Source organism: Acinetobacter sp. NIPH 2699 (assembly GCF_022549355.1).
Lineage (GTDB): Bacteria > Pseudomonadota > Gammaproteobacteria > Pseudomonadales > Moraxellaceae > Acinetobacter.
The window spans coordinates 75,487-100,109 of sequence record NZ_JAKZGL010000010.1; the positions used below are offsets into that span (position 1 = coordinate 75,487).

Genomic DNA, 24,623 nt, shown 5'->3' on the forward strand with positions numbered 1-24,623 from the left:
TTACATGTCAAATCAATTGCCCGTGATCAATTTAATGGGGCCTACCGCAAGTGGTAAAACAGCATTGGCATGTGAACTATATGAACGTGGTAATTTCGAGTTAATTTCTGTTGATTCAGCCTTGGTTTATAAGGATATGGATATTGGCACTGCGAAACCGACCAAGGAAGAGCAAGCACAATATCCACATCACCTGATTGATATTATTACGCCGTTAGAGGTGTATTCTGCTGCTCAATTTGTTGAAGATGTTTGTCCTTTAATTGATGATATGCATGCGCGTGGCAAAACACCAATTTTGGTCGGTGGAACCATGCTGTATTTTAAAGCTTTGCTTGAAGGTCTTGCAGATAATTTGCCCAATGCAGATCAGGCAATTCGCGATGCGATTGTTACAAAAGCTGAGTTGGAAGGTTGGCAGTCAGTTTATGATGAGCTGGTTGCAGTTGATCCTGTAGCTGGTGAAAAATTTAAAGTCTCTGATAAACAAAGAATTATTCGGGCTTTAGAAGTCTATCGGATTACAGGTGAGCCGATAACAAAATTACAAGCGGAGCAGCCTAAAAATCAACCGTATCGTTACATATTTCATAACTACGCGCTGATGCCTGATCGGTTAGAATTACATCAACGAATTGAGCAAAGATTGAGCAAAATGTGGAGCATCGGTTTTTTAAATGAGGTGGAAGAATTAATTAAAAAATACGATTTAAATGATAATTTACCCTCTATGCGGTCTGTTGGTTATCGACAAGCTCTAGAATTCCTGCTAAAAGGTGACTTAAGTCTCAAAAATAAAGTGGAAATGGAGAACAAAGCGTTATTTGCAACACGGCAACTTGCCAAACGTCAATACACTTGGTTACGTTCTTTGCAAGAAATACACGATTTTAAAACTTATGTGACGATAACGCAGGCGAAAGAAGACTTGCGAAACTTCTTGGGATAAAGCAAAATTCGCAGGCTGTCTTTTTATAATTTTTAGTTGAAAAATAAAGATAGTTTTTTTGCGCTGATTTAAAAATTTTTGGAGTTAAAAATGTCTAAAGGTCAAACTTTACAAGATCCGTTCTTAAATTCTCTCCGTAAAGAACGTATTCCAGTTTCTATTTTCCTTGTGAACGGTATTAAATTGCAGGGTCATATTGAGTCTTTTGACCAATATGTCGTTTTATTAAAGAATACAGTAAGCCAAATGGTTTACAAGCACGCGATTTCTACAGTCGTTCCTGCACGTAATCCACGTCCAGCTGGTGCTCAAGGCACTGGTGGCTTCCCAGCACAAGCTGGTACTACTGGTGGTTTCGGTGGTCAAGGTGGTGCTGCTGGTGGTTTCGGTGGTCAAGGCGGCGGCTTCGGCGGTCAAGGTGGTGGCTTCGGTGGTCAAGGCGGCGGCTTCGGTGGTCAAGGCGGCGGCTTCGGTGGTCAAGGCGGCTTTGGTAGTCAAGGTGGTTTTGGCGGTCAAGGCGGTGGCTTTGGTGGTCAAGGTGGCTTCGGTGGTCAAGGTGGTTTTGACAGCGAAACTAAATTTGAAGATGGTCAAGAAGACGAAAATAATCGTTAATTGATTGATGATCTTTAAAAAATGCCAGTCTTAAAATAGACTGGCATTTTTGTTTGTGATTTTAATCTAAGTACAAGAATTGCTATGGAAATTATTTTTGCTGCGGCGTGTTGTAGTGTCATCGTTTCAATTTTGCTGAAATTTCTTAAAACCAAAGGTTTTGATGTTTTACAAATGATTGCGTGGAATTATTTCAGTGCAAGCATTTTATGTTTTTATTGGTTTAAAACCGATATTACTCATATTTCATTGGCGCATACACCGTGGTGGTTGATTCTACTTCTCGCGGTGTTATTGCCGAGTATTTTCTTATGTTTAGCAAAGTCATTACAATACGCAGGGATTTTAAAAACAGAAATTGCTCAACGCTTGGCCGTGATACTTTCTTTATTCGCTGCCTACTTTATTTTCGCTGAACAGTTTAGCCAATTAAAAATAATTGGTGTTGTTTTAGGGGTGATTGCGATATTGGCTATTATTTTTGGTCAAGCCACAGAGAATAGCAATAGAAGTTTGAATTTGAAATCGGCACTGTTTTTATTTTGCGTTTGGGGTGGCTATGCAGCAATTGATGTATTGCTGAAATATAGTAGCAGCCTAGGTTTACAGTTTGCTGTTACGCTGAATTTAACGTTCATTGCTGCGTTTATTTTATCGATTAGTTATCTTGCGATAACGCAATCAAATTGGCAGCCTAAAAATATTTTTATGGGTTTGATTTTAGGTGGGCTTAATTTTGCCAATATTGCGTTATATGTCAAAGCTCATATGATCTTTAAGGATACACCTGCTATTGTCTTTGCAGGAATGAATATTCTTGTGGTGGTTTTAGGGGTATTGAGTGGTGTGGTTTTATTCAAAGAGCGCTTAAAACTCTATACTTGGATTGGGTTACTTTGTGGGATTGTTGCGGTACTGTGTTTAGCAAAAGCAATGATGTAAACCGTAGAATAAAGTTATTAGCCAATATTGATGAGATCACACATGACGGGAAAGAGACTGACCAAGGAAGACCGTAGACAGCAACTTTTGCATGTGGCTCGATCTATTATTCGTACCGAAGGGGTGGAAGCGCTGACATTAGGTTATCTGGCAGAACAAGCAGGAATAACCAAACCGATTGCTTATCGGCATTTTATTGATAAAGAAGGTTTGTTAATCGCGATTTATAAAGAGTTTAGTGATAAGCAAAAACAGGATCTATCCAGCTCATTAGCACAGAATGCGAATAGCTTTGATTCGACCATTCATATTTTCTGTAGCGCCTGTTTAAAATGTTATATCGCAATGGGACCAGAAGTTGGTTTGGTTATGGCAGCACTTTCTGGTACGGATATATTGCAAACGTATCTACAGCAATGTCAGCAGGAGTTTATTGATATTTTTACGAATAGTATTCATCCCTTTGTTCGATTCGAGGATCAAGAGGGTGAGGCGATTCTCATTGCAATCACAGGATTGATGGATGCTGTATGTGTGGCTGCAAGTAATCACATGCTTGATCCGTCAATTGCAGAAAAAGTGATGGAAAATGCGATTGTTCTTATTCTGAATGATTACTTAAATCCAGCAAATATTTAACAGGGACTATTGTTTGCATAAGTTACTAATGGTAACTTATTAAGCATAATATCCTTGGAAGAATATTTATGTCTATTTTAGAACAAAAGAAAAATGCATTGATTGTCATTACCCATCCTGACTCAACATCCTTATCGCATCAAATCTCAAACCATATTGCGAATCTTTTGATCCAACAGGGCATGAATGTTGAGATTGCAGACTTATATCAAGAAGAGTTCAAGCCAGCAATCACTATTCCTGATCTTGGGGCATATCGTGGCCAGCAAGCTTTAGGTGCTGATATTTTGTTTGAACAAACTCGCTTTGATCGTGCAGATATCGTTTATTTTGTTTTTCCAGTTTATTGGTGGTCTGTACCTGCGCTTTTAAAAGGCTGGTTTGAACGTGTGTTTACGCATGGTTGGGCTTATCAAATAGATGATCAAGGAACCTTGGTTGGTCAGCTTAAAAAGATACCTGTAAAACTGATCGGAACGGGTACAGGTGATCAAGCTGGATACGATAAGCATGGTTATAGCAAAGCAATACATACCCAGATCGTTGAGGGTATTTTTGGATTTTGTGGCAATCAAGATGTTCAAACATCAATTCTTTATCATGCAGATTTTATTCAGGCTGATGGCCTACAGGCATTTTTCAAGGAAATTGATACAACGGTATTAGATCTAAATCAGCGAAGTGTGAGTTGCTGAGTAAATGATTTTATATTGGTCAAGGAAATGCCACTTTAAGCCGTGCTTACTTGACCAATATATCCTCATGTTATGAATTAAACGAGCGAGGTTTTATGCTGAAACTTAGAGTTTATAAACGAGTAAAAATGACATCTTCAGGAAGTCGTGATTTTGGCAAATTCGCATTGAAATCTTGTTCACTACGATAGCCCAAAGCGACGATGACAGAGGCTTTTAGACCTTTTTCAGTTAAACCAAATTCTTGATCAATGGTATTTCTATCAAAACCTTCCATTGGTGTTGCATCAATCCCTTCAAGCCCAGCAGCGAAAAGGAGTTGTCCCAGTGCTAAGTAAGTTTGATTTTCCATCCACGCAGAAAGATTTTTCAGTTCATTGCGATAAAACTCAACGTAGCCCTGACGAGTATCACGTTGACCTTGTTTGGCTATTTCATCTTTAAAGCGACCACTGACATCATCTTGTTGAAGGAGTTGTTCTAAGTATTCTGGTGAAATATCGGTGCGGGTACAAAAGATTAAGGTATGTGAAGAGTTCAAGACTTTAGCCGCATTATAGACATAGTTGCCAGTTAAGCCAGCAGCAATTCGTTGTTTCGCTTGATCCGTTTCTGCAACGAGAAAATGCCAAGGTTGAATATTCACAGAAGATGGGCTAAAGCGTAAAACTTCTAATAACTTATCAAATTGTTGCTTGGGAATTTTTTTATTTGCATCATACGCTTTAGTTGCATAACGCGTTTTTGCTGTAAGTAGGGTATCCATGTTTTTTGAATCCAATAAAAACTCGCTTTATTCTACTGGATATATATTTCACTGAAAGTATCTAAATGTGATTTTCTATATAGATTTAAGTCGTATATGAATATAGCAGTTATATTTTTAAGCGAATGAGTGTAAGTGTAAAATACGGACAGGGATGATGATTTATAGGGTCAATATGACCACTGTTTAAAATCTAATTTATAATTTTCTTGTTCGTCGATTTCCAAAATCCATGCCGAATCTGCGCGCCAATCACCTAACACTAGACGTTGTTTATTGCCTAGTGGATGGATTTCTGGACGATGCGTATGCCCATGAATTAAAAAATCAACTTGCCCCATTGCGTCGTCTACAGCTTGAGCATTGACATCCATAATGTCATAACTTTTCAGTTGCTTGGTTTCGCTACTTTTTTTACGAAAGCCATTGGCAATTTTTTGCCTAAAGCTTAAAGGTGTACGTTTTAAAAAACCGAGTAAAATTGGGTTGCGTATCACAGCTCTAAAACGTTGATAAGCAATATCATCGGTACACAAAGCATCGCCATGTTCTAAGCGAAACTTTTTATGATTAATTTCTAGATGATAAACATCAGGCAGTAAAATACCATTAAATAAATTTAAGAACTTTTGACCTAAAGCAAAGTCACGGTTACCGACTTGGAAATAAACTGCATTCCCAGCATGAGTGAATTCCTGTAAGGCATTTACAATTTCGTCTAACCATTGGGCACTGTAATCATCACCAATCCAAGCGTTAAACCAATCGCCTAAAATGTAGAGTTGGGTATTTTTATCTTGATATTGTTTTAATAAATCTAAAAACCCTCGAACGAGTCGAGGGTGATCAGGTGACAAGTGTAAATCTGAGATAAACAGATAAGTCACAAAGAATCCTAGAGGCTAAAATTATTCAGAGATGATTTTAGCAGATTCGATCACAACGTTCTCTAAAGGAACATCTGCATGATAACCACGGTTACCAGTACGTACGCCTTTAATGGCATCTACAACATCAAGACCTTCTGTCACTTTACCAAATACAGCATAACCCCAGCCTTGAGCTGTTTTGCCAGTATGGTTTAAGAAAGAGTTATTTTTAACGTTAATGAAGAATTGAGCTGAAGCAGAGTGCGGTGCTTGGGTACGTGCCATTGCAACAGTACCTTCATCGTTGCTTAAGCCATTGTCAGCTTCGTTTTCGATTGAATCACGCGTTGCTTTTTCTTTAAAGTTTTCGTCCATGCCACCGCCTTGGATCATAAAACCTTCAATCACACGGTGGAAAATTACGCCATCATAGAAACCGTCACGTACATATTCTAAGAAATTTGCAACCGTTTTTGGTGCTTTTTCAGCATTAAGCTCAAGAACAATACGGCCTTTATTGGTATTTAATTCGACTTGAGGAAAACTCATTACATTAATCTCCTAAACATGGGCAAATTGACCATGGGTTTTTGGTTGAGAGAAGCATAAGCAAACTGTAAACTACAAGGCAAGTAAAAAACGTTAAAATCTTTGAGAAAAAGTAAAGATTGCGTTTTTATTCCCTATTTTTAACTGTAAGAAGCGATTTACACCCTATGAAGCCAAATGATGTTGTTTCAGAACTGCCAAAGACCCCGACACCGAATACTCATGCCTCTGTCGATGCTGCGCAGCAAGAACAACAGGCCGGCTTAGATTTTGTACGCCAAGTAATTACTGATGATTTAATAGAAGGGCGCACCCAAAAAGTGGTGACTCGTTTCCCACCTGAGCCGAATGGTTATCTTCATATTGGTCACGTAAAAGCGATTTGTTTAAACTTTGGTATTGCTGAAGAGTTTAACGGTTTATGTAATTTACGTTTTGACGATACCAACCCTGATGCTGAAGAGCAGGAGTACGTTGATGGTATTGCCAACGATGTGAAATGGTTAGGTTTTAACTGGAATGGTGAACCGCGCTATGCTTCGAGTTATTTTGATCAATTGTATGCATGGGCCGTTCAACTGATTGAACAAGGTGATGCCTATGTGGATTTGCAAACACCCGAGGAAATTAAATTAAATCGTGGTAATTTCGTTGAAGCTGGTAAAAATTCACCTTATCGTGATGCCAGCATTGCAGAAAACCTAGCACACTTTGAGCAAATGCGTAATGGTGAGCTTCAAGAAGGTACCGCAGTTTTACGTGCCAAAATTGATATGGCAAGTCCGAATGTGCATATGCGTGATCCGATTCTTTATCGTGTGTTGCATTCAGAACATCACCAAACCGGTGATAAGTGGAAAATGTACCCAATGTATGACTATGCTCATCCATTGTCTGATGCGATTGAAGGCATTACCCATTCGCTTTGTACATTAGAATTCCAAGATCACCGCCCATTTTATGATTGGATTGTAGCAAAGGTTCATTCTCAAGCTGTACCGCGCCAGTACGAATCTTCACGTTTAAATATTGACTACACCATTACTTCAAAGCGTAAGCTACGTAAGTTGGTTGAAGGTGGTCATGTCAATGGATGGGATGATCCACGTATGCCTACTGTTGTGGGGATGCGTCGTCGTGGTTTTACTGCTGAAGGATTACGTGATTTCTGTAAGCGAGTTGGCGTATCAAAAACTGATGGTATTGTTGATGTGGCAATGCTTGAGTTCTGTATTCGCCAGTCTTTGGAAAATACCGCTGCGCGTGGTATGGCAGTATTGAATCCATTAAAAGTAACATTGACCAATTTACCTGAAGAGTTGGACTTAACCCATGCACGTCATCCAAATGTAGATATGGGTGAGCGCATTATTCCTCTAACACGTGAAATTTATATTGATCGTAAAGATTTTGAAGAAGTGCCACCTAAAGGTTTCAAGCGTTTAATTCCTGAAGGCGAAGTGCGTTTACGCCATGCTTATGTGATTAAATGTGATGAAGTGATTAAAGATGCCAATGGTGAAGTGATTGAACTGAAATGTTCAATTGATCCAAATACTCTAGGTAAAAATCCTGAAGGGCGTAAGGTCAAAGGGGTGGTGCATTGGGTATCGGCAAGCAAAGGTATTCCAGCGGAAGTTCGTATTTATGATCGTTTGTTCACAGAATCAGACCCTGAAATAGGCGATGATTTCTTGGCAAATCTCAATACAAATTCACTGCAAATCGTTCAGGCGGTCGTTGAGCCTGCTTTAGCGCAAGCGAGAGCTGAAGATCGATTCCAATTTGAACGTGAAGGATATTTTGTTGCTGATCAATACGATCATCATGCAGAAAAACCAGTGTTTAACCGTATTCTTGACTTAAAAGATAGCTTTAAAGTTGAGAAAAAGTAAAAAATCTGTATGAACTTTCATTTAATATTTGAATAGTTGATTCAGCAGCAATAAAAAAGCCCAATGATCATGATTGGGCTTTTTTCTGCCTTGTTTACGGATTGATATAAAAATAAACAACAATAAAAATCAATAACATCGTCGATGAAATTAAATACGTATTAATGGTATGAAAACTTTTTATGAACTTTAGCATAAGGCTACCCACCGATTTAAAAAAAACAAAATGTAAAAATATATAATATTTATATTTTATTGTTTATCTGGGATTTTTTCACATTATCTTGTAGATTGTTGATAGGCTTAGTGTTTACATTTTGTAACACTGGCTTTGTGGATATCATGATTTTTAAGTTTGTCTTAAAAGGGATTTAATTTTCTTATTGGTTTAGTAGGATAACCTCTCACAGGCTAAGTTTATATGACCTAAACCTGTGATTTTTTAGCTAGGCTTAATTTTTAAAGCTGAATATTTTCTATAAAATTTTGCATAATTTTATGAGATTGTTGTTCTGATTGTGCTGCATAGTTTAGGTTATCTTGTCGAAGCTGCGGAATGGAAAGGCCTGCATGACGTATTTCACAGGTATGACCAATTAACCATTTTTCAAAACTCTGCGCTGCAATTTCCAAGTGGAATTGCAAAGCTAAGATATTATGGCCAATCGAAAAGGCCTGATGAGGGTAAATTTCAGAACTGGCCAGTAAGGTTGCACTTTCCGGTAGATCAAAAGTATCACCATGCCAATGTAAGACGTGAGTGTCTTTAAGTGGCAATAAAATATTAGGCTCAGCAGTTTTGATGTCTAATCGCCCCCAACCAATTTCTTTTTGATGTCCTGCATAAACGTTGGCGCCTAGTGCATGTGCAATGAGCTGAGCGCCGAGGCAAATACCCATTGTTGGCTTATTGGCTTTTAAACGTTGTTTGAGTCCTTCAATTTCATCGACTAAAAAAGGGTAGTCCGTTGTTTCATAAACACCAATAGGGCCACCCAAAATGATCGTTAGTCCATCATAATTTAGTGCAGGACTGAGATCATCTACACCAGCTTCAAAATAGCGAACTCGAAAACCAAGTTGGTAAAAGGTATCTTCCAATGAACCTAAATCTTCAAAAGCAAGATGTTGGATGGCATAAATGGTTTTAGGTAAAGATTCAGTATTTATCATCGAGTTTTATCTAGTCATGATTAACATCAATGCAAGTATAAACATTCCATGCTCAAAGAAAAGTGGATGAGAAATAAAGTATCTATCGCATTTTTGAATATGGGTGCCGCGCTAATTATTGCTTGAGTCAAGGAAAAAGAGTTGCCTTTTTTGATGCCGTTCTACAACTGGAATTTGATGCTCATCTTTTAACGCAACGCCAGAGAGTTGTATCTGCTTTGACTTTTTCATCAGCGCGAATAAGCGTTGTGCAGCGATACAGGTCTGAAAATGAAATAGCCATGAAAACGGAAAAGCAAGCAGTATTACCTGCTTGCTTTTTGGCTAAGAGAAATTAGAATGGATCATAAGCGTGAGTTGATATGTTCCACGTTAGTGCAACATCTTAAAAGAAGCCCATCGGTTTGGTTGAATAGCTCACCAACAGATTTTTGGTTTGTTGATAATGATCCAGCATCATGCGATGATTTTCTCGACCTATACCTGATTTTTTATATCCACCGAAAGCAGCATGTGCAGGATAAATATGATAACAATTGGTCCAAACACGGCCTGACTCTATCGCACGTCCAGCACGATAAGAGGTGTGTGCGGAGCGTGACCAGACTCCAGCACCTAAACCATACATGGTGTCATTCGCAATTTTGATTGCATCATCGAAATCTTTAAAGGTGGTTACGGAAAGAACAGGGCCAAAAATTTCTTCTTGGAAAACTTGCATACTGTTATGACCTTTAAATATGGTCGGTTCGATATAAAAACCGTTGCCCACTTCTTTTCGATCACCGCCACCCACTAAAATTTCAGCACCTTCTTGTCGGCCTGTATCAATACAGCGTAAGATTTTCTCTTGCTGTTCCTGTGAGGCTTGAGCGCCAATCATCGTTTCGGTATCAAGCGGATGACCTGTTTTAATACGTTTGACTCGTTCAATGGCTTTTTCGAGGAACTGATCTGCGATACTTTCTTGTACCAGTGCACGAGATGGACAAGTACAGACTTCACCTTGGTTTAAGGCAAACATAGCAAAACCTTCAAGTGTTTTCTCTAAAAAGTCATCGTCTTTATCCATTACGTCTTCAAAAAATAGGTTCGGTGATTTACCTCCCAATTCTAAAGTTACTGGGATGATGTTTTCAGTTGCATATTGCATCACCAACTGGCCAACTTGGGTTGACCCTGTAAATGCAATTTTGGCAATACGAGGACTGGTTGCCAGTGGACGACCAACTTCAGTACCATAACCATTGACGATATTAATTACACCTGCAGGTAAAATATCTTGAATAAGTTCAGCTACCAACAAAATACCTACTGGAGTTTGTTCAGCAGGCTTCAGCACCACACAGTTACCTGCAGCTAAAGCCGGTGCAAGTTTCCAAGCCGCCATTAAGATTGGGAAGTTCCAAGGAATAATTTGTCCAACAACACCGAGTGGCTCATGGAAATGATAGGCAATGGTATCTTCATCGATTTCCGAAATGCCGCCTTCTTGAGCACGAATACAGCCAGCGAAATAGCGGAAATGGTCTATGGCTAATGGAATGTCGGCAGCAAGCGTTTCGCGTACAGGTTTACCATTGTCCCAAGTTTCTGCAACAGCAAGCATTTCTAAGTGAGCTTCTAAACGATCTGCTATTTTAAGCAGTAGGTTAGAGCGTGTGGTTGGAGAGGATTTGTTCCATTCGATTTTGGCTTTATGAGCTGCATCTAAAGCCAATTCTATATCCTCTGCCGATGAGCGAGGAATGCGGGCAAAAGCTTGGCCATCAACAGGTGAAATATTGTCAAAATATTGACCTTTTACAGGTGCAACCCATTGACCGCCAATAAAATTTTCATATTGAGATTTGAATTGAATTTTTGAACCAGATTGGTTCGGATCGATATAACGCATATATATATTCCTTTGCATTTTAGGACTAAAGACTAACAAGAACCCTGTCAATAGGTACTTTCGTACTCTGTGTATTTAGTATATAAATAAGAAGGTTGGAGAAAGGTTGGAATACCAATGTGGATATATAAGGAACTTACAAATGTTCACAAAAAAGGATTTAGTGCAGCAAAGGGCATTGATTGATCAACTGCGCGCGCAAAATAGTCTCTCTCCTCAAAACGCCGCCAAACTTGATCAAAGTATAGCCAGTTCATGGGAACGTTCCATATCGGCTGATATTCCGAAAGAACGTATGGCAGCACCATTACTCGAAAAAAAATCTACTTCACAGAATACTTTAGATTTAGCATTACAACGATGTGCTGACGATTTACGTCATATTGCAGAACAATCTTCTATGGTGATCGCTGTGGGAGATATTGGCAGTACCATTATTTGGACGGCACCAAGCCCTCAAATGCAAAGTGCTGCTGAACAGGTTCATTTTGTGAAGGGTGGACAGTGGCGTGAAGAATTAGTTGGTACCAATGCTTTGGCACTGTCACTCAAAACACAGCAATCGAGCTGTGTTTTTTCTAATGAGCACTATATGGAGTCGGTGCATGATTGGGTGTGTTATGCCGCACCAATTATTGACCCATATTCAAAACAGACACTAGGTGTGGTTGATTTATCTACCACGTGGAAGAATCATAATACTTTTGGGATTTTAGCGGCTGAACGCTGTGCATCCATTATCCAGTCAGCTTTACTTGAGCAACAACGCCAGCATTTATATATTCGTGCATTTGCAACACCACAAGTCAAATTTAATGGTAAAAGTCTGTTATTAACGCCTCGCCAAATTGAGATCCTGGCGATTTTGGCTTTATGTCCTCATGGTCTAACACTTGAACATTTATATCAGGCGCTTTATGGCGAACGTAAAGTGAGTATGGGAACGTTAAAAGCTGAAATGTCGCAATTAAGAGATGTTTTAGGTGGTTTATTAGGTTCACGTCCATACCGCTTACTGGTTCATATTGAAGCTGATTTTTTACAAGTGGAACAAGCCTTAGATGCTGGATATCTCAGCTCAGCGTTACAATTGTATAGTGGGGTGTTTCTAGCGAAAACAGAAAGTCCATTTTTATCTGCTTGGCGAGATTGTCTCGAATCTCGGTTGAGTGATGCGATTTTTAAGACGCAAGAAACAGATTTATTGCTTAAACATTTAGCGCATTTTCCAGAAGCAATTGATGCGGTAGAGCGTTTAATGGAGTTATTACCCATTGAACATCCTGCACATCAATTACTTGCTAAATATGATGAACAATTAAAAAGAAGTTAGTTGATTTTCTGCTCTAGCCATTGAAAAAGCTCTTGATAAACTTGTTTACGCACGGGGAGGGCGGAAAGGACTAAATCATGTAAGCCATTGTGAATTGAGATAATAGAGATATCTCCTTTCATTTTCTTCGCGTATTTTTTAATGTGTTTAACATCTAAAATGACATCACTTTGAGTTGCATCTATGCCCCATTTTTTCGGGTTCTTGGTTTGATGCGAGTGCATAATTAATGCTGGAATATTCAGTTTTACGCCACGATGAATCTCTTTTTGTGCCGTATGAATTGCATGTACAAAACTGAGCTGTACTGTTGGTGCGCTGGTCGGTTTCCAGTCCAAATTGAAATCCCATTCACCTTTGAGATCTTTATGCAAACTGGCGGTATACCAACGATTAAGCTGGCTTGGAAATTTTACTTTAGGTAGTTTTTTTCCTATACGGCTGAGCATCGGGATACCAAATTTTCTTTCTACCAGACTGAGATTAAAATCATAAAAAGGACTATTTGCCCAGAGACCTTTAATCAAAGGATGATCAGGGTGGTGAGCAGTATACAGTGTTGCGGTTAATCCACCTGTTGAATGTCCAGCAAGTAAAACTTTGTCGTGCTTTTCTTGGGCAATAATATCTAAGGCTTGGTTAATATCAGCATCATATTCATGTAGATCTAATACGTTGTAAAAAATTTGATGCGCTAACTTGGAACGTCCGTATTTTCTTAAATCTAATGCATAAAAATCATAACCCTGTGCATTAAACTGTGCTGCCATTTCAGTTTGAAAGAAATAATCTAAAAAGCCATGAATATAGAGCACCGCTTTGGTGGTTGGTTGTTTTGCTTTTTTACGGATGAGCGTGGCGACGACTTTGCCTTCATAATCATCAGGATAATTCAGGACTTGTTGTTCATAGCCATCTCCTAAAAGATCAGGAGTGTAAAGATTTGAAGAAAGCTGGGTTGTATTCATTTTTATTGAGACTTTGTATTAAGACATGCTGAGTATCCTTTAATGAATTTGGCGAATTGTCAATCGATTTTGTTTTTTGAAGCTAAGTGTGGACAAAAAGGGGGATGCTAGCAAGGAGATTCCCCCCAAAAGTAAGTCAATGGTCGGAGAGGTTTGACTTACCATAAAGTGGTTTTGTGACTCGAGTTTGGTTGGAGTTATAAGGCTGCTTTAAAGATCTCTACGACTTGGGCATGGTTCGCTTTACGAGGGTTAGTCAGCATGCATGCATCTTTTTGGGCATTTTCAGCCATGATTGGTAGATCTTCAGGTTTAACGCCAAGTTCAGTCAGACCAGATGGAATGCCAATAGAACTTGAAAGCTGCTGAATGGCATCAATTGCGGCATATGCGGCTTCAGCAACGGTTAAACCTTGAATATTAACACCCATTAATTCTGCAATCTTGGCATAACGATCTTGGCAGGCAATCAGATTAAATTGGCTTACATGTGGTAATAAAATTGCATTACAGACGCCATGCGGTAGGTTATAGAAACCACCTAACTGGTGTGCCATAGCGTGTACATAGCCTAATGATGCGTTGTTGAATGCCATACCTGCAAGATATTGGGCATAGCTCATTGCATCACGCGCTTCAATATTTTCGCCGTTAGCAACGGCTGGTTGCAGCCATTGGCTGATCATACTGATGGCTTTCTCTGCACAGGCATCGGTAATCGGATTGGCTGCTGTGGATACATAGGCTTCAATCGCATGGGTCAAAGCATCCATTCCTGTTGCTGCCGTTAAACCCGCAGGTTTTGCCACCATAAGTTTAGGGTCATCAATGGCAATGAGCGGTGTACAACGCCAGTCGACGATTGCCATTTTAACGTGTGTGTCCGTATTGGTGATGATGCAGAACCGTGTCATTTCTGATGCTGTTCCAGCAGTTGTATTGATTGCTATTAAAGGGGTCATCGCCACTTTGCTTTTGTCGATACCTTCGTAATCGCGGATATGTCCGCCACCTGCGGTGACCAAACCAATACCCTTTGCGCAGTCGTGGGAGGAACCACCACCCAATGACACAATAAAATCACATTGGTTGTTTATATACGCTGCTACGCCATTATGAACATTGATATCTGTTGGGTTCGGTTCTGCGCCAGCAAAAATGTGGCTTTCTATACCAGCCTCGGTGAGATACTGTGCAATAGTATCTGCGACACCAAATTTAAATAAACCTTCATCGGTCACAATTAACGCTTTTTTTGCATCTAAATCTCGTGCTTTGCTTCCAATTTCTTTGGCGCAACCTGGTCCAAAGAGAGATACGCAAGGAATATAAAAACCGTTTGTTTGATCTGCAATATTTTTAAAAGCCATGGAGTGAATCCTTCTTCCATAAGTCCATTGTTTGTTATAGATGATGCGTTGCACCATGACCCCAGTATTGTGATTGCATTAAATTTTTGCTACCTACCAAAGACCTACCAAAGAATATTCCCGATTTATCTATACGGATCGAATGATGTTTTCTATAAAATTAGGCTTCGCCGTTTCACTTTTTATTGAAACTCGTTAAGCTATGTGCTGTGAGAAGGTAGGTAATTATGAAACAGGAAACCGCACTTAAACTGCTTAAAGCAGGTGAAAATGTATTTTTAACTGGTTCGGCAGGTGCAGGTAAAACCTATACATTGAATCAATACATTCATTATCTGAAAGCACGTAAAGTACCTGTTGCAATTACTGCTTCAACGGGGATTGCTGCAACGCATATGAATGGTATGACCATCCATACTTGGGCTGGGATTGGTATTAAAGATAGTTTGAGTGATGATGATCTCAAACGGATGAAAGAACGAAAATATCTAAAAGAACACTTAGAAAATGCTCAAGTATTGATTATCGATGAAATTTCCATGTTGCATGCCAAGCAACTTAATTTAGTCAATCAAGTTCTAAAATACTTTAAAGAAAGCGATGAGGCATTTGGTGGCATACAAGTGATTGTCGCTGGTGACTTCTTTCAGTTGCCTCCTGTCGGACGTAATGGTGAAGCAAATCGAGATAAATTTTGCTTTATGTCAGATGCGTGGGTGGAGGCAAAGTTTCGAGTGTGTTATTTAACAGAACAACATCGTCAGGACGATGAAATTCTAAATCAGATTCTGAATGCCATTCGCGCACAAAATATTCAGTCAGATCACCTCACTGCCTTACAACAATCACGTCAGCAAGACATTGGTGAAACCTTTACTCGTTTATATACGCATAATATGGATGTCGATAATATCAACTATCAACATCTAAATGGCATCGAGAACGAAAGTCACCAATTCAATGCTGTCATTGATGGTAATGAAAAATTGATCGAAACCTTAAAGTCTTCTGTACGTGCGCCTGAAGAATTGACCTTAAAAAAACATGCCAAGGTTATGTTTGTGAAAAACAACTTTGATATGGGATATATCAATGGCAGCTTAGGTGAGGTGATTGGTTTTGAAGATGATGATAAACAAGGCATGTTGCCTAAAGTTAAACTTACCGATGGCACGACATTATTGGTTGAACCAGAAACATGGTCGATTGAAAATGAGGCGGGTAAAGCCATCGCCAGTTTTCAGCAAATCCCCTTGCGCTTAGCTTGGGCGATTACGATTCATAAAAGTCAGGGGATGACCCTAGAAGCAGCAGAAATTAACCTCAGCAACACTTTTGAAAAAGGTCAGGGTTATGTTGCATTGTCTCGATTAAAGTCGCTCACGGGTCTGAGGTTACTTGGTTTTAATGAGCAGGCTTTAGCGCTTGATAGCTTGGCAATCAAAGCAGACCGCCGTTTTCAGGAATTGTCTGATGAAGCAGAAACCAACTTTGCAAATGTGGATTTAACCACCCAGCATAATGCCTTTATTCGACATTGCGGCGGCACATTAAACGCGACCGAAATCAATCGTAATGAAAAGAAACTGTCAAAGGGCAGTAAACAGAGTTATGCGGCAGCCACGTTAGATGAAACACGTGCTTTATTTGAAGAAGGATATGAGATTGAGGATATTGCACATGAACGTGGGCTAACTCCTGCAACGATTATCAATCATTTGGCGCGATTACATAAAGAACAAAGCTTAGATATTTCTGTGGCAAGCCCCGGCGAAGAGGTGATTGAAGAAGTACGCAAGATTTATAAACGTTTGCACAAGAGAAAGAATCCAGAGCATTTTACCGATGATGGCTCCATCAAACTACGCCCAATCGTGGAAGCAACGAGTCCAAGAATGGCGTATGATCAGGTACGATTAGCATTGTTGTTTGTAGAGTAGGATGAAAAGATGCCACATATCATTGCAAACTATTCAGCAAATCTAACAGCGTTAGATCAACAGAAATTACTGCGAGAAGTAAACACTGCTTTGTTTGAAACAGCACTATTTAGTGTAGATGATATTAAGTCTCGTATTTTCAAAGATGAGGTTTTTTTGATTGGTTTGGGTGAAACCCAAGAAGCTTATCTGCATTTAAAGCTCTATTTGTTAAGTGGTCGAACGGAGCAACAGAAGAAGACTTTAGGTGACAATCTGCTGGCTGTTCTTGAACAAAAAACATATATGAAATCTGAGGTCGGATTTCCAATCCAGCTTTGTGTTGAGGTGATTGATATGCCGCGAGAACATTATTTCAAGGCAACAGCTTAGCTCTGAAGAATATCGGCTTCATTATGGTGTGGAGTCGATGAGTTCTATGTGTATTGGAAAGACAAATGACTTTGAATGGTGAATAGTTTTGGATAAATACAAAATCACTCTATATCAATAATTTGTTTAATAAACTCACCCTTTGAATTAAGGATTTCTTTATACATATAATAAATATGTGTGTCGCTGAAATTTACTTCTCTAAAACTATTCTCGGTGAGTTGCAACAATTGAATATTTGGCATTAACATCATGATCGGTGAATGCGTTGCAATGATAAATTGTGCACCTGCTTGACTCAGTTGGATTACTTTTTCGATAAAATTGATTTGATTACTAATCGAAAGCGCGGCTTCAGGTTCATCTAAAATATATAAACCCTCAGCTCGAAAACGATGATCAATGAGTGCTTTCATTGCTTCACCATGAGACATCAGGTGTAAATCTTTGCCACCGTATGCGTTTCGAATAGGTGGTCCAAAACTGGCTGCTGCATCGAGTTGGCGCATTTCCGTGAGAAAGTTATAGTACGTTTCCGATCGATAGAAAAAGATATCTTTGATCCTGCGTGCAGATTTATGGATACGCAGGTGCGGGCTATAATCAAAATGTGTATCTTCAGTTTTATAATTAAAATTGATACTTCCACCTTCTGCCGCACAACCAAATTTTAGCGCTAAAGCCTCTAAAATCGTTGATTTCCCACTTCCATTTTCACCCGTAATGACGGTGATATTTTTTTTAAACTCTATTGGATAAAGATGTAAGAAAGGAAAGTCATCGGGAATGCTATTGAGAAGTTCAACTCGAGTGAGAAATGGTTTCATAATTCAAAAATATTAATATTGAATAATCATAGATAAAATCTTCTCATTCGAGTGATATAAATCTGTAAATGCCTAAATCTATTATGCTGATTCAAGACATTGGATACTGTGGTATTGCCGTATTAAGTTTTCATCTAACATATGGACATAATCTAAAAACATCACATTAAAACTTCCTACATTTTGCGCTTGATCATAGGCCAGTCTGCCAGCAATAGAGAAATGAATATGTGAGGCAAGTGCTGCAATGGTTGGCGAACTTACCGCACTGTAAGCTGCTGTTAATGCACCCAATGCACAACCAGTTGCAGTAATCTTCGGCTGTAAATGACAACCGCCATTCACCTGAATCACCATGTCTAGTTGTTTTGAAATGATGAAGTCAGCTTCACCTGAGATGGCGATACATTCAGCATGTTGTAATAAACTTTGTGCTTGAGCATATACATCTTGACTATTGAGCGTACTGTCTACGCCTTTGGATTGCGTTAAATTACCTGCTAGAGCACTTATTTCTGAGGCATTGCCGCGGATAATGGTGGGTTGATATTGTAGAAGTTGATCCACGGTTTTACTGCGCCATTTTAAAATTTCACCATACCCGACTGGATCAAGCACCCAAGGCACTTGATGCTGTTGGGCTGTTTTCGCTGAAATGAGCATTGCTTGGGTTTGTTCAGTGGTGGGGGTGCCGACATTAATATTTAAGGCTGAACTTATTTGGGTAAAACTTTCAGCTTCAAAGGGATTGTCAATCATTGCTGGAGACGCACCTGCGGCCAAAAGCACATTCGCCACATAATTGTTGGCTACGCTATTTGTAATACATTGAACCAATGGAGATTGTTGCTGTAAAGCGTGCCAAGCTTGAATGACTTGATCAATCAGTTGTTGTTTTTGTGACATAGTAAATCCTAAAATTTTTAACGTGTAAAATAATGATCTTGATGTTTACACTGGCGGCAGATGAGAGAAACATAATCTTCGGCATCATAATCCACAATAAGATCATTTGAACCACAATACATGCAACGTTTTATCGAATAGAAATTTAACCGAGGTTCTATTTTTCGCCAAGACTTCCAGACAGGTTGAAAAAAGACACTTTCATCATAACCCAAGAATTTAAAGAGTAAAATTTCACTCATTTTACTCAATGGGATGTTATGTGGTCTTGGTAAGGTTGAGGTTTCCCAGCGCTCGGTTAAAGCACGTTCGCGATATTGCTCTAGGGTTTTTTTTAATAAATTGGTATTAATAAACTTATCATTGCGAGGTTGTAAAACTTTTTGTTTATAAAGGTATTCGAGCGCGGTTTGAATTAGATAATAAATCTGTCCCACTGCGAGACCTTCCATCAAACGAAAGCAGAAGGTTTGGAAAGGGCGATTGCCTGCAATCTGAATGCCCCAAGTTCGGCAATAGAATTGCGTGAACTGAATGATCTCCTGATATAGCACCATATAGAGTGTATCTTTCACTTCATCCGTGCTTTTAAAGGGGATACCCGCACTCAGATTTTCATAAAACCAATAGCGTAATTGTTGAGTTACGCTAAACAGGCTAGGGTCTGAATAACCATCTAAACGAATATTGATGTAAAAGTGTTCTGTCTCTATATCTGAATCTTGTGGTCTTAGAACACCCAGCTTTAGTAATTCCTGAACGATCTGATGTTGAAATAAGTAGTTGGGTGTAAAGTGATGATATTTAATCTTCTTCCAGTGGATGAGTTCATCATGCTGAACATCTTCACGGGCATAATTATCCAATAAGCTCAACAAGAACAACTTTTGTAAAAAACTAAGCTGATTGAGGCCATAAATAACGTCATCTTTTATTTTGTATTTACGCTTTTCTTGTAGCAGGGTCTGTTGCGTTTGTTTTTTACGCTGAGCTGTGCACTGGGCACAGTGACAATTTAATTTACTATCGCTGCTAAAAACCCGATGTTGACAATGACTACACTCATGAAATTGGAATTCTTGGGTGTATTGTTCTGCCTCTATCCAAAACATAGATGCTTGGCATAAAGGACAATGGCTACTTTCATCTAACTGTTTTTGTAGAATCTGTAACTCCATTGATACTCAACTTGCAATATGTAAAAATCAGATTATACATTGCTGACAGCAGAAGTGATGCAAAGATTATATTGCGATATAAGTGTTGGCACTTTGCTGTTTGCATTGAATGGTAGAATGTAAACCTATGATTGTTTGTCTATAAATGTGTGAATTAATTAATATTTCTCTTGGATTTAAGCCGTTAAATATTTTTATATTTGGTTGACTGAATCTAAGTATTGGCATGAAAATATAGAACAGATGGATCTGTGCCGCATAATGGAGCAATGTATGCAAAAAAAATTACTCGTGAATGGAATCATGGGGATCTCTTTGATGTTATTTACCGCAATAGGTCATGCTGCAACGCCAGAAGGTTTCTGGAAAAGTATTGATGACCGTAGTGGTGAGCTACTTTCTATTATTGAAGTCAAAAAGAAAACGGATGGAACTTACACGGGCACAATTGCCTATCGCTATCCGGTCCCTGGTGGTGGCACCATTCTAGCGAACTGTGTTAAATGTCCTGAGCCTTTTAAAAATAAACCCATATTGGGGTTACAAATCGCTTGGGGATTGAAACAAGACCCGCAAAATCCACATCAATATATTGATGGACGAGTTCTTGAACCAAAAACAGGCAATATTTATAAGGGCAAAGCTCAGCTAAGTGTAGATGGTAAGCGTATGCGTATGCGTGGATATATGGGGATTTCAGCACTTGGACGCACACAGGTTTGGATTCGCACAGACAGTGCTAACCCTTAAATTATAATTTTAAAATTACACTGTACGTATTTGATTTTTAGAAAATTTATATAGTCAAGTACTGGGGCGTACAGTGTAAGCTCTCTTTAAATATGCTATTTTTTTAATCATTAAATCTATAAATATAAATAGGTTACTTTTTAACGGGGTTAATATGTATAAGCATGTCTTCATGGGGCTTTGTATTGCTTTCGCAAGTACAACGACTTTCGCTGCCGCTATCGAGGGTTATTGGAAAAGCATCGAAGAGAGAACGGGTCAACAGCTTTCAATTATCGAAATTCGAAAAGGTGACAATGGGCGATTTAATGGCAAGATTGTGTATCGTTATCCAAATGCGCATGGGATCTCGTTGAGCAATTGTACCAAATGTCCAGCACCACACACGAATAAGCCGCTTCTTGGTTTAGAAATTTTGTCAGGGTTTAAACAAGATCCAAATGATCCAAATGCATATATTGACGGTCTTGTATTGGAAGCAACCAGTGGCCGTGTATACAAAGGCAAAGGCGTGGTGTCTGGTGAAGGTAAGCGTCTCCGTATGCGTGGTTATATGGGCGTGTCAGCTTTAGGACGTACTGTGGTTTGGATTCGGACCAACAGCGCAAATCCATAAGTTATTCTTGAAAAAAAACCTCAAATCAGACGTTGATTTGAGGTTTTTTTATTAAGTCAGAACGGAAATGTTAAACAGGGCATGGTAAGTTTTCATCCTCCTGACTGATTTTCTTGGCAGCGATGAGTGCTTGTACTTTTTTACTCGGCACTTTTTCTTTCCCAAGTGCGTCATAGGTATTTACAATATTGGTTACTTCTAAGGTGGTAAGTTCAATCCCTTCTGCGGACAAAAAAACAGAGATCACATGATGATCAACACCTGCGGTTGCAAGATCATGGATTGCTTTAATGTTTTCTAGACGATACAAATGTGCTTTTAATTCCATCGTTATAGCCCTCGCTTTTATTTTATTCACCTAGATTGGCATAAATACATAAGCAATAACCGTGCACAAAATGTATAACTTAAGCAAAGAATGTAAGTTGAGCAGGCAAATATCATGGATTTTGTCATTTTTATTTAATAGTAGAAAACGATGTTGTAATTTTGTCTAAATTATAAGCGTGTTTGCTACTTCAGTTTGAAAACTAAATGGGGAAACCCAATAAAATGCACAGTGGTTCTAAAGACAGATTTTATAAGTTGGCGTATGATCGACTGATCAAGAGTCTTGCCAACAAGACCGTCTATATGAAATGACGAAAGATAAGGAATACTGATGAATATTGCGGCACAACCTCCTGTACAAGCAGATCAAACCATTTATTTAAAAGACTATCAAAAACCCTCATTCTTAGTAGAGTCTATTCATTTAGATATCCAAGTCTATACGGATCACACGATTGTTGACGCAACGCTTGTGATGAAGCGCCAAACCGCTGGAGCATTGGTGTTATTGGGGCGTGATTTGGAGTTGAAATCAATTCAACTGAATGGGCAGTTACTAAGTGCTGACCAATATCATTTAGATGATGAACAATTAGTGATCGCTGATGCACCAGATGAGGTCATTGTGCAAACTCAAGTGATCATTCATCCTGAGTCTAATACCCAACTTGAAGGTCTATATCAAGCAGGCGATTTATTCGTTACCCAGAATGAACCTGAAGGCTTCCGTAAAATCACTTTCTATCCTGATCGTCCAGACATTTTGGCTGAATTTACCACCCGTGTTGAAGCAGATAAAAAATATCCAGTTTTGCTGGCAAACGGTAACTTATTGGAAACAGGTGAGGCAGGTGAAGGCCGTCATTTTGCGATTTGGCAAGATCCAACCAAAAAACCAAGCTATTTATTTGCTTGTGTGATTGGTGATTTAGCGGTTCTAAAAGATCGTTACACCACTTCAGAAGGTCGTGATGTTGCATTAGAAATTTATGCAATTGAAAAAGATATTCCTAAATGTCATATCGCCATGGAAGCCTTAAAGCATTCGATGCGCTGGGATGAAGAACATTATGGCCGTCCTTATGATCTCGACAATTATATGATTGTGGCTGTGAGCCAATTCAATATGGGCGCAATGGAGAATAAAGGTTTAAATATCTTCAATACTTCATGTGTGCTTGCAGATGAAGAATTCACCACGGATGCAGCGATTATGCGTGTGCAGTCGGTGATTGCACATGAATATTTCCATAACTGGACAGGCAACCGCATTACCTGTCGTGACTGGTTCCAGTTGTGTTTAAAAGAAGGATTAACGGTTTTCCGTGATCAGTCTTTTTCAGAAGATTTACAATCAGCCGCCGTACAACGGATTGATGATGTTGCGGTATTAAAATCGCATCAATTCCCTGAAGATGCAGGACCATTGTCGCATCCGCCACGCCCAGATCATTTTGTTGAAATCAATAACTTCTATACCGCAACAGTCTATGAAAAAGGTGCGGAAATTAACCGCATGATGGCGACTTTATTAGGTAAAGAAAAATACCGTCAAGGAACGGATGAGTACTTCCTGCGTCATGATGGACAAGCTGTGACGGTTGAAGATTGGGTAGCAGCACTTTCAGCCGGTTCAGGTGTTGATTTATCAAACTTTTTAACATGGTATAACCAACCAGGGACACCAAAGTTAGATGCCAAAGGTGAATATGATGCGGCGACACAGACCTATAGTTTGAGCTTAAAACAAAGCCTTAAAGCACATCCTAAATATCCGAACTTAAAAGCAGTGCCAATTCCTGTGGCTTTGGCTTTGTTCAATGCCCATACAGGCGAACAATACACTTTGCATAGTGCTGATCTGTTTGTAAATGATGTCAAAGATGGCGTGTATTTGTTTGATCAAGATGAAGCAACGATCGAATTTACTGGGGTGACTGAACAACCTGTTGCATCGTTGTTGCGTAATTTCTCTGCGCCAGTCAATTTGGTATTTGACTATTCAAATGATGATCTTGCATTTTTGATTCAACACGAAACCAATGGTTTTAACCAATGGCAAGCGACTCAAACCTTATTAGAGCGTATTCTGTTAGAAGATCATCAGGTGGATACTTATATTCAGGCGATTAAAAACACATTGCCTGAATTGGTAAACAAAGATCCATTGCTCGCATCACGTTTGTTTGATGTGCCAAGTGAAAATTATTTAGGTAGTCGTATTGATCAAGACTACGAACCTGAACTCATCCGTGAGAAACGTGAAGCGGTATTGAATCGTTTAGCACAAGAACTAGGTTCTTTCTGGAAAGATACTTATTTAGCTTTAGACCCAGATATGCAAAAAGAATTTTCTTTGGCAATGGGTGTCCGCGCATTGAAAAATATCATGTTAAGTATGTTGGCACGTCAAGGGGATGCTTCGGTATTTGATTTGGCGGATGCGCAATATAAAAACACGCGGAATATGTCAGAACGTTTAGGTGCATTACGCGTACTGGTATGGAATGATGCGCCACAAGCACAAGCAGCATTGGACGATTTCTATAATCGCTTTAAAGATGAAGCCTTATCTTTAGATCAATGGTTTACGATTCAAGCATCCAATCCTTGTGCGACAACGAAAACGATTGAATATCTCACTCAACATGCAGATTATGATTTAACGACTCCGAATCGTATTCGTTCAGTCAGCGGTGGTTTGGCCAATAATCCAGTCAATACATGGAGTTTTGGTGTAGATCATTTTATTCAGCTCGCTGCATATTTAGATGAGAAAAATCCAATTTTGGGTTCTCGTTTATTACAGGTGCTTTCGCGTTGGTATACCTTGGCTGAACCGCAACGAGGTCAGGTGCAACAGGCTTTAAGCGATTTACAGCCGAAAGTGAAATCGAAAAACGTGTCTGAAACATTAAATAGTTTATTAAGTATTTAATTGGCTTGGTTTGTCACGTCCTGAAATAGATTGACAGTATTTCATTTAAAACCGAGTTAAACCATTAGCTCGGTTTTCTCTTTCTCATACATCTGATTCGGTGTGA

23 protein-coding genes and 1 pseudogene are annotated in these 24,623 nt (G+C 39.1%); 12 read left to right on the forward strand and 12 right to left on the reverse strand.

From position 1 onward, the window contains the following. Positions 1-4: 4 nt before the first annotated feature. From miaA to MMP72_RS11010, 5 genes are all read left to right on the forward strand, one after another. A complete protein-coding gene (gene miaA / locus MMP72_RS10990) occupies positions 5-949 on the forward strand; it encodes a tRNA (adenosine(37)-N6)-dimethylallyltransferase MiaA (protein WP_241317222.1) in 945 nt (314 codons plus the stop codon). A gap of 90 nt (positions 950-1,039) precedes the next feature. Continuing rightward, the gene (gene hfq, locus MMP72_RS10995; protein WP_241317224.1) at positions 1,040-1,564 is read left to right on the forward strand and encodes an RNA chaperone Hfq; all 525 of its coding nucleotides are present in this window, start codon (positions 1,040-1,042) and stop codon (positions 1,562-1,564) included. 84 nt (positions 1,565-1,648) lie between these two features. Then, entirely contained in the window at positions 1,649-2,506 is an 858-nt protein-coding gene (locus tag MMP72_RS11000) for an EamA family transporter (RefSeq protein ID WP_241317226.1), read from the forward strand. A 42-nt stretch (positions 2,507-2,548) separates the two neighbouring features. Beyond that, positions 2,549-3,145 carry a TetR/AcrR family transcriptional regulator gene (locus tag MMP72_RS11005; RefSeq protein ID WP_241317228.1) on the forward strand — a complete coding sequence of 199 codons (597 nt, stop codon included), beginning with the start codon at positions 2,549-2,551 and terminating at the stop codon, positions 3,143-3,145. A 68-nt stretch (positions 3,146-3,213) separates the two neighbouring features. Beyond that, the gene (locus MMP72_RS11010; RefSeq protein ID WP_241317230.1) at positions 3,214-3,840 is read left to right on the forward strand and encodes an NAD(P)H-dependent oxidoreductase; all 627 of its coding nucleotides are present in this window, start codon (positions 3,214-3,216) and stop codon (positions 3,838-3,840) included. A gap of 112 nt (positions 3,841-3,952) precedes the next feature. Here the strand turns inward: MMP72_RS11010 and nfsB are convergent, their stop codons facing one another. The 3 genes from nfsB to MMP72_RS11025 form a co-directional block, all read right to left on the reverse strand. After that, entirely contained in the window at positions 3,953-4,606 is a 654-nt protein-coding gene (gene nfsB / locus MMP72_RS11015) for an oxygen-insensitive NAD(P)H nitroreductase (protein WP_241317231.1), read from the reverse strand. Between the two features lie 170 nt (positions 4,607-4,776). Further along, positions 4,777-5,493 (reverse strand): UDP-2,3-diacylglucosamine diphosphatase, encoded by a 717-nt coding sequence (locus MMP72_RS11020; RefSeq protein ID WP_241317233.1) that lies wholly within the window; start codon positions 5,491-5,493, stop codon positions 4,777-4,779. Positions 5,494-5,514: 21 nt separating this feature from the next. Next, positions 5,515-6,024 carry a peptidylprolyl isomerase gene (locus MMP72_RS11025; RefSeq protein WP_121929691.1) on the reverse strand — a complete coding sequence of 170 codons (510 nt, stop codon included), beginning with the start codon at positions 6,022-6,024 and terminating at the stop codon, positions 5,515-5,517. 167 nt (positions 6,025-6,191) lie between these two features. Here MMP72_RS11025 and MMP72_RS11030 point away from each other — a divergent pair, with 167 nt between their 5' ends. Continuing rightward, positions 6,192-7,919: a glutamine--tRNA ligase/YqeY domain fusion protein gene (locus MMP72_RS11030; RefSeq protein WP_241317235.1), complete on the forward strand. Its 1,728-nt coding sequence runs from the start codon at positions 6,192-6,194 to the stop codon at positions 7,917-7,919. Between the two features lie 459 nt (positions 7,920-8,378). Here MMP72_RS11030 and MMP72_RS11035 read toward each other — a convergent pair whose 3' ends face one another. The 3 genes and pseudogenes from MMP72_RS11035 to MMP72_RS11040 form a co-directional block, all read right to left on the reverse strand. After that, positions 8,379-9,092: a glutamine amidotransferase gene (locus MMP72_RS11035; protein ID WP_241317237.1), complete on the reverse strand. Its 714-nt coding sequence runs from the start codon at positions 9,090-9,092 to the stop codon at positions 8,379-8,381. Between the two features lie 111 nt (positions 9,093-9,203). Further along, positions 9,204-9,350, reverse strand: a pseudogene (locus tag MMP72_RS15915) (ethanolamine ammonia-lyase); the annotation flags it as partial. A gap of 127 nt (positions 9,351-9,477) precedes the next feature. Then, positions 9,478-10,989 carry an aldehyde dehydrogenase family protein gene (locus tag MMP72_RS11040; protein ID WP_241317239.1) on the reverse strand — a complete coding sequence of 504 codons (1,512 nt, stop codon included), beginning with the start codon at positions 10,987-10,989 and terminating at the stop codon, positions 9,478-9,480. A 142-nt stretch (positions 10,990-11,131) separates the two neighbouring features. Between MMP72_RS11040 and MMP72_RS11045 the strand changes: the two genes are divergently transcribed. Continuing rightward, positions 11,132-12,322 carry a transcriptional regulator gene (locus MMP72_RS11045; RefSeq protein ID WP_241317241.1) on the forward strand — a complete coding sequence of 397 codons (1,191 nt, stop codon included), beginning with the start codon at positions 11,132-11,134 and terminating at the stop codon, positions 12,320-12,322. Here MMP72_RS11045 and MMP72_RS11050 read toward each other — a convergent pair. Both MMP72_RS11050 and MMP72_RS11055 read right to left on the reverse strand, forming a co-directional pair. Further along, positions 12,319-13,290: an alpha/beta hydrolase gene (locus MMP72_RS11050; protein WP_241317243.1), complete on the reverse strand. Its 972-nt coding sequence runs from the start codon at positions 13,288-13,290 to the stop codon at positions 12,319-12,321. The genes MMP72_RS11045 and MMP72_RS11050 overlap by 4 nt on opposite strands. A 197-nt stretch (positions 13,291-13,487) precedes the next feature. Beyond that, positions 13,488-14,660, reverse strand: a complete 1,173-nt coding sequence (locus MMP72_RS11055; RefSeq protein ID WP_241317245.1) for an iron-containing alcohol dehydrogenase — start codon at positions 14,658-14,660, stop codon at positions 13,488-13,490. Positions 14,661-14,887: 227 nt separating this feature from the next. Between MMP72_RS11055 and MMP72_RS11060 the strand changes: the two genes are divergently transcribed. Further along, positions 14,888-16,600 carry an AAA family ATPase gene (locus MMP72_RS11060; RefSeq protein WP_241317246.1) on the forward strand — a complete coding sequence of 571 codons (1,713 nt, stop codon included), beginning with the start codon at positions 14,888-14,890 and terminating at the stop codon, positions 16,598-16,600. A 9-nt stretch (positions 16,601-16,609) separates the two neighbouring features. After that, positions 16,610-16,972 (forward strand): 5-carboxymethyl-2-hydroxymuconate Delta-isomerase, encoded by a 363-nt coding sequence (locus MMP72_RS11065; RefSeq protein WP_241317249.1) that lies wholly within the window; start codon positions 16,610-16,612, stop codon positions 16,970-16,972. A gap of 104 nt (positions 16,973-17,076) precedes the next feature. Here MMP72_RS11065 and MMP72_RS11070 read toward each other — a convergent pair whose 3' ends face one another. The 3 genes from MMP72_RS11070 to MMP72_RS11080 form a co-directional block, all read right to left on the reverse strand. Then, the gene (locus MMP72_RS11070) at positions 17,077-17,799 is read right to left on the reverse strand and encodes an AAA family ATPase (RefSeq protein ID WP_241317250.1); all 723 of its coding nucleotides are present in this window, start codon (positions 17,797-17,799) and stop codon (positions 17,077-17,079) included. A gap of 81 nt (positions 17,800-17,880) precedes the next feature. After that, positions 17,881-18,705: a hydroxyethylthiazole kinase gene (gene thiM, locus MMP72_RS11075; RefSeq protein ID WP_241317252.1), complete on the reverse strand. Its 825-nt coding sequence runs from the start codon at positions 18,703-18,705 to the stop codon at positions 17,881-17,883. 17 nt (positions 18,706-18,722) lie between these two features. Continuing rightward, positions 18,723-19,883 carry a hypothetical protein gene (locus MMP72_RS11080; protein WP_241317254.1) on the reverse strand — a complete coding sequence of 387 codons (1,161 nt, stop codon included), beginning with the start codon at positions 19,881-19,883 and terminating at the stop codon, positions 18,723-18,725. 273 nt (positions 19,884-20,156) lie between these two features. Here MMP72_RS11080 and MMP72_RS11085 point away from each other — a divergent pair, with 273 nt between their 5' ends. Together MMP72_RS11085 and MMP72_RS11090 are read left to right on the forward strand one after the other, a co-directional pair. Continuing rightward, the gene (locus MMP72_RS11085) at positions 20,157-20,633 is read left to right on the forward strand and encodes a DUF2147 domain-containing protein (protein WP_241317255.1); all 477 of its coding nucleotides are present in this window, start codon (positions 20,157-20,159) and stop codon (positions 20,631-20,633) included. Between the two features lie 154 nt (positions 20,634-20,787). Continuing rightward, positions 20,788-21,249: a DUF2147 domain-containing protein gene (locus MMP72_RS11090; RefSeq protein WP_241317257.1), complete on the forward strand. Its 462-nt coding sequence runs from the start codon at positions 20,788-20,790 to the stop codon at positions 21,247-21,249. 70 nt (positions 21,250-21,319) lie between these two features. Here the strand turns inward: MMP72_RS11090 and MMP72_RS11095 are convergent, their stop codons facing one another. Beyond that, positions 21,320-21,577, reverse strand: a complete 258-nt coding sequence (locus MMP72_RS11095) for a hypothetical protein (RefSeq protein ID WP_004671629.1) — start codon at positions 21,575-21,577, stop codon at positions 21,320-21,322. 333 nt (positions 21,578-21,910) lie between these two features. On the opposite strand from MMP72_RS11095, the gene pepN reads away from it, so the two are divergent. Further along, entirely contained in the window at positions 21,911-24,517 is a 2,607-nt protein-coding gene (pepN, locus tag MMP72_RS11100; RefSeq protein ID WP_241317259.1) for an aminopeptidase N, read from the forward strand. The last annotated feature ends 106 nt before the right edge of the window (positions 24,518-24,623 follow it).